The 5,406-nt window shown below is 57.8% G+C and carries 7 protein-coding genes; 1 reads left to right on the forward strand and 6 read right to left on the reverse strand.

What is annotated here, in order from left to right; all coding sequences use genetic code 11:
- A partial coding sequence (locus Q3981_RS09400; protein ID WP_303125607.1) for a fructose-bisphosphatase class II occupies positions 1–182 on the reverse strand: 182 nt, incomplete at its 3' end.
- Positions 183–476: 294 nt separating this feature from the next.
- Here Q3981_RS09400 and Q3981_RS09405 point away from each other — a divergent pair.
- A complete protein-coding gene (locus Q3981_RS09405) occupies positions 477–1,094 on the forward strand; it encodes a DUF4245 domain-containing protein (protein ID WP_303125612.1) in 618 nt (205 codons plus the stop codon).
- Here the strand turns inward: Q3981_RS09405 and Q3981_RS09410 are convergent.
- The 5 genes from Q3981_RS09410 to Q3981_RS09430 form a co-directional block, all read right to left on the reverse strand.
- On the reverse strand, positions 1,022–1,357 hold the full coding sequence (locus tag Q3981_RS09410; RefSeq protein ID WP_303125615.1) for an exodeoxyribonuclease VII small subunit: 336 nt from the start codon (positions 1,355–1,357) through the stop codon (positions 1,022–1,024). The genes Q3981_RS09405 and Q3981_RS09410 overlap by 73 nt on opposite strands.
- Positions 1,358–1,411: 54 nt before the next feature.
- Complete coding sequence (xseA, locus tag Q3981_RS09415; RefSeq protein ID WP_296139723.1) at positions 1,412–2,686, reverse strand: exodeoxyribonuclease VII large subunit; 1,275 nt, start codon at positions 2,684–2,686, stop codon at positions 1,412–1,414.
- Positions 2,687–2,804: 118 nt separating this feature from the next.
- A complete protein-coding gene (locus Q3981_RS09420; RefSeq protein WP_303125620.1) occupies positions 2,805–3,710 on the reverse strand; it encodes a DUF6542 domain-containing protein in 906 nt (301 codons plus the stop codon).
- A 26-nt stretch (positions 3,711–3,736) separates the two neighbouring features.
- Positions 3,737–5,104: an AI-2E family transporter gene (locus tag Q3981_RS09425; RefSeq protein ID WP_303125622.1), complete on the reverse strand. Its 1,368-nt coding sequence runs from the start codon at positions 5,102–5,104 to the stop codon at positions 3,737–3,739.
- A partial coding sequence (locus Q3981_RS09430; RefSeq protein ID WP_368410106.1) for an AI-2E family transporter occupies positions 5,104–5,406 on the reverse strand: 303 nt, incomplete at its 5' end. The genes Q3981_RS09430 and Q3981_RS09425, both read right to left, overlap by 1 nt.

A 5,406-nucleotide genomic window follows, 5' to 3' on the forward strand; every position in this document is an offset into this window, starting at 1 on the left:
ACCACACCGCGCATTGCCACGGTGTTGATCATCTGGCGCATGGCGTCGACAGCGGCTCCGTCGCCTTCATTCTTCTTTCCGCGGCCGACCCACCTGCCCGAGGCAAGGGCGGCGGCTTCCGTCACGCGGACCAGTTCCATAGCGAGGTTACGGTCCGGTGGTGTTTGTTTGTGGTCACTCATGGGTGGCACATGCCTCCTGTTTTGGCTTCAGTGATGGGGTTGATCATCTTCATTGTTTCACTTATGCGCCCAATAGCCGATTAATCTCACTCCCAAATAGGGGCAAAATGTGGTGAATCTTGTACTTTTTCGGAGGTGACCACAGGTTCTCCCTGTTGGTTGGTGTGACCACGGCTATGCGGGCGGTGCGGGCCAAAGACGGAACCGATAGTGAGTGGCCGTCGTGGGTGATTAGTGGCCGACATCGACCGGTGGTTTTGTGATCCCCCATGACGAACAGCCATAATCGTTCGCGTGCGCACGAAAAAGGTGGAGAAGCCAAGGATTTTCCAAGACGGCCGTGACATGATTATCTCGCTCGGAGTCATGCTCATCGTGATGTTCGTCGTCATCGGAGGGACAGGCCTGTGCCATTACCAGCCTGGCAACCCCAAAGAAGGGAAAGTCACCCGCGTTGACTACACCACGTTCTTACAGAGCGAGGCACAATCCGCCGATTATCCCGTTCGCATCCCCACGTCGCCCGAGGGGTGGATTCCCAATTCGGCCCTTCGGATCAACCTCAACGGCCATTCTGGTTCCTCAGTCGGGTGGGTCCACGACAAAGACTGGATCCGATTTGTTCAAACGAGCGCATCCGTCGACGACGTAGCCCAGGGGCTCGACGGTAAAGTCCGGGAAGAAAAGGGAACCAAAGACATCGACGGAACAACGTGGCATGTGTTTGAGGGTGCCGACGATGACGTCCGCACGGCATGGGTTGTGGATAAGAAAGACGTGCGATGGGCCGTATCAGGCACTGGCAGCACCGATGAGTTCTCGACGATGGCGAAGGCTATTCAGGAAGCAAAGCCAGAGCCGTCAGCGGAAGAATCGGCCCCGTCCGAAGCGTCGTCTTCACCTTCGGCGTAATCACTATCCTTTAAGGCTTTCTCAACGCGGTGGCGGGCTCCCTCGAGGTAGTCTTCGCAGGTCCGGGCCAGCGCTTCGCCACGCTCCCAGTACAAAAGTGACTCATCAAGGCTCATCTGTCCAAGTTCGAGAATCCGCACGACTTCAATGAGTTCCTGACGTGCTTCTTCGTAGGATAATTCTTCGACGGGCTTAAAGCGGGGGTTGGATTCGCCGGAACCGATGGTGAATGAGTCGGAATCGTTGCGGTCAGGCTGTGTCATAGGTAGCTCCTTCGAAAGCGTTACGTGTGGTTAGTCGTGGTGTGTGGGGTTGGCTCATTGAGCTGGCGAGGTCGACATCGTGGCCGCAACGATTGATCCGTCGTTGAGTCGAATCCGCAGCTGGGACCCAGGCGGGGTTTGGTCAATCGAGGTCGCCACTTCGGACTCTTCACCGGGACGCTGTACCTGGACGATGGAATACCCTCGTGCAAGCGTTGCTGACGGGCCCAATGCTGATACTTGCCCGCGCAGATGAGCGATCTCGGAGTTCGCTCGCTCCAGCAAAAGGGTGATATTTCGCCTAATGGACGACGCATCGCGTGCCACATCTTCCGCGTGGCGGTTTATCGGCGTCATCGGATCAGCCATCACGGGCCGTTGACGCAGATCATTCAGACGATCACGTTCGTAGTCCAACCACCTGAAGAGCGCTTGCTGTCCGCGCTGCCGGCAATCACGGATTCCCTCGAGCTCAGTCGCCATATCGATCACGACTCGTTTTGCCGCATCCGTGGGAGTCGCTGCCCGCAGGTCGGCTACGTCGTCGAGAACAGGGTTATCGGTTTCGTGCCCAATAGCGCTGACGATGGGTGTCCTCAGCGTGCTGACATGGCGAACGAGGCTTTCGTCGGAAAAAGGAAGAAGATCTTCGACGGAACCGCCGCCGCGCGCCACGATGATGACGTCGACGGTAGGATCACGATCCAGAATGGTGAGCGCCTCTTTGACTTCAGGGACAGCGCTGGCGCCCTGGACTGGTGGATTGAGTGTCCGAATGTTCACCGCAGGCCATCGTTCTTGAGCGATAGAGATCACGTCGCGTTCTGCAGCGGAGCCTCGGCCGGTAATGAGCCCGATGCGTCGGGGGAGGACCGGGAGTGGCTTTTTCCTCTCGGGCGCGAGTAATCCTTCGGCAGCGAGGAGTTTACGGAGTTGCTCGATGCGGGCAAGCAGTTCACCAATCCCCACAGGGCGGATGTCGGTAATGGATAGCTTCAGCTGGCCACGGCTGACGGAATAATTCGGTTTCCCCAGAACAATGACCCGGTCACCATGCGACAGTGGAGTGGGAAGAGACGTAATGACATGGTTCTTGGCGATCAGCTCAATCGACATCTCCGCTTCGACATCGCGGAGGGTGAGGAACGTCCAGTAGCGGGTCTGCTTCATCTGCGTGAGCTGGCCTTCTACCCACACTGAACCGAGTTTCGAAATCCAGTCTCCGATTTTGCGGTTGAGGATGCGGACGGGCCACGGGGCTTCGGGGGAGGTAAGTCCGCCTCGACCGGTGCGTGACCCCGACGTGGTCGGATCCTGTTTCGCAGTCATATGCCCCACTTTAATGGCTACCTAGGACATAACTGCTAGCTCGTGCGAAAGTGCTGAGTGCCACGGGTTTTCTCTGTGGTTTCGACGTGGACGCATCTGCCCGGTCCGCGCAGCCCACTTAGTCCCGACGCGAGTGCCGCGGCCGCGTCGTCCGGGGTGGAAGGGAGGATGTGCCGTCGTCGGGACGGTAAGTCCGCGGTGTGAATTTCTTCGACGGATACGTGGAAGACTGATCGCGGTACCGTTCGCGATCCCCTTGGTGCGTCGGCCGGGACGGGGCGTCATGCTGCCGACGCGATACTTCGGAGCCCTCATATCGATCCTCATACCGGCTGCTCACTCGCGACGAGCGGTTCGTCTCATATGAACGTGGCTGGTGACGTCGTGACGGTGAGGAGGACCGTCGGGAATCGGTGCGTGCCGAATCGACCGACGTGCTCGTCGAGTCAGACCGATATTCCTGGGGCCGGTGGGCACGAGAAGTAGAAGCTCGTTGCTTTTGTTGCCCATTCCGCGGTGCTCGCGATGAGGCAGTTTGACGTCGTGCAGTGATGCGTGCGGTTTGCCGTCGATACAACCAGCACCGCACAACCGCAATGATGGCGCTGATCACGACCGTCCAGAAGAGGACGAAGAAGTGCTGGACAACCGGGAAGAAGTTCGCCAACAGTGAGGTCTTGGAAAACACCCCGACGCCCTCGGAATGTCCACTCAGCTTTCCGGCGAGGAGGGAACAGATGGGCGTGAGCACTGTGAAAAGGATGGGTTGCGCACAGACGGTGACTAGCAACCCTTGCACCTGGACGAGCAGCGTCGTGATGAGCGACGAGGCAACGAAGAAAATGAAGTACCACCGGCCCAGGGTTCCGTCACCGGCCGAACTGATGAGCATGCCGGTCGCCATGGAGGCAGCGATGATCGCCAGGGGAGCCCACCAGAGCAGTCCCCAGAACCGATTGTCGTTGCTGTTGGAGCGCCCCGAAGAAGTTCTCGGGGAGGCAGCAGGAGTTCGATATTCTGACACAGGGAATTAGGGTACCCGTTTAAGTCCTATTTATTGGTAGGCAGACCGGTAACGGGCATTGTTGGGGTTGTTTCGGAGTCTCGTCGTACATTTTCAGTATATTGACGATTGCTTAGCGCTTTCTTTCGGGTCGTAACTTCTTTATCGATAAGTTCACTAAAGTATCGCAACCACACCGCAATGGTGGCCATAACGGGGACAGCTAGGAAGGCACCGATAATTCCGTACAAATTACTGCCGACGGTGACGGAGAGAAGAACAATCACCGGGTGGAGATTCATCGCCTTTGATTGCAGAACAGGGGAGAGAACATTTCCTTCAAGTTGCTGAACCGCGATGATGATGGCGAGCACGATTAATGCTGTCGTGAGTCCATTCGATACGAGGGCAATAAGAACGGCGACGGCTCCCGCGACGATCGCACCGACGATGGGGATGAAACCACCCATGAACGTGATGACGGCCAGCGGTAGAGCAAGCGGCACATTGAGAATGATCAGCCCCAGACCGATGAAGAAAGCATCGATGAGGGAAACAACCGCTTGAGCACGGATGAACCCTCCGAGCGTGTTCCAGGACCGCTGCAGGAGTTCAACGATGTGGCCTTCGCCCCGTTTACCTGAAATTTTGCCAAGCCACGGGAGGAAACGATCGCCGTCTTTCAGGAAGAAGAAGGTGATCATCAGAATAACGCCGAGCATCACTGCTAATTCTGATGCTTTATTCACACCGGTGACGACGCCCGCAATGATTTGATCCGAGCTGGATTTAATCTTGTCGATTCCCTCGTCCAGGTAATCATTGACCTGTTGATCGTTGAGATTAAGCGGCGGGCCTTGAACGTAGTTCTGAACCTTTTCCAGCCCTTTAATCGATTGATCCGCCAATTGGGAGGATTGTTCGACGGCACTCGGCGCGATGAGGCTGAAGAGGCCGACGATGATGGCCAAGGCTCCCAGCACAGAAACCAAGGCTGCGAGCCACCGGGGGAAGTGCGCTTTGCGCATCCAGTTCGTTGGCACCCAGAGCAGCGTGCAGATAATGAGGGCGATCAAGATCGGCAGAACGCCTCGCCACAGCAGGCCGATTGCTCGCCAGGCGACGATGCCGCCCGCGATGAGGAGGATCAGACGTATTGACCAGGCTGCGGTGATGGAGACGACGTCACCAATGACTGCCAGGCGGTCCTTGGGAGCATCCGAGGGGTCGACCTCGGGGTGGTGTTCGCCACCGCGGAATGGCGTGCTGGGGTCATGAGAGTGGTCCTCCGCGCTGTCCGCGCTCATCGAGGCGTTGTCCGCGTTCGTCGTCGGGTCTACCTTGCGGCTTCCCTTCGACGCGGCCGAGTCGTTCGGTTCCTGACCGTGCTTTGTGCGGCGGTTGAAGAGTGACATTATTTGTTCTCCTCCGTGCCGTCGTCGGTAGTAGATGTGTTACTGCGTGCGTCCGAGTGTTCCGGCTCTGGCTCAGGCCGTGCCGTCACCGAACTGTGGTCCGTCGTCGTGCTTGTTTCAGGATCAAGAACGACGATGGGCTGCACGGGATCGACAACGTGACTATCCACCTGCTCACTGGCGTATCGGAGTAGGACCGCGCCCACGGCTGCGAGGGGAACGGCGAGGAACGCTCCGACAACACCGTAAACGCTCCCACCGATGGCCACCGACGCCAGGATGATGACCGGATGCAGGTTCAT

Source organism: Corynebacterium sp. (assembly GCF_030530965.1).
Classification (GTDB): Bacteria; Actinomycetota; Actinomycetes; order Mycobacteriales; family Mycobacteriaceae; genus Corynebacterium.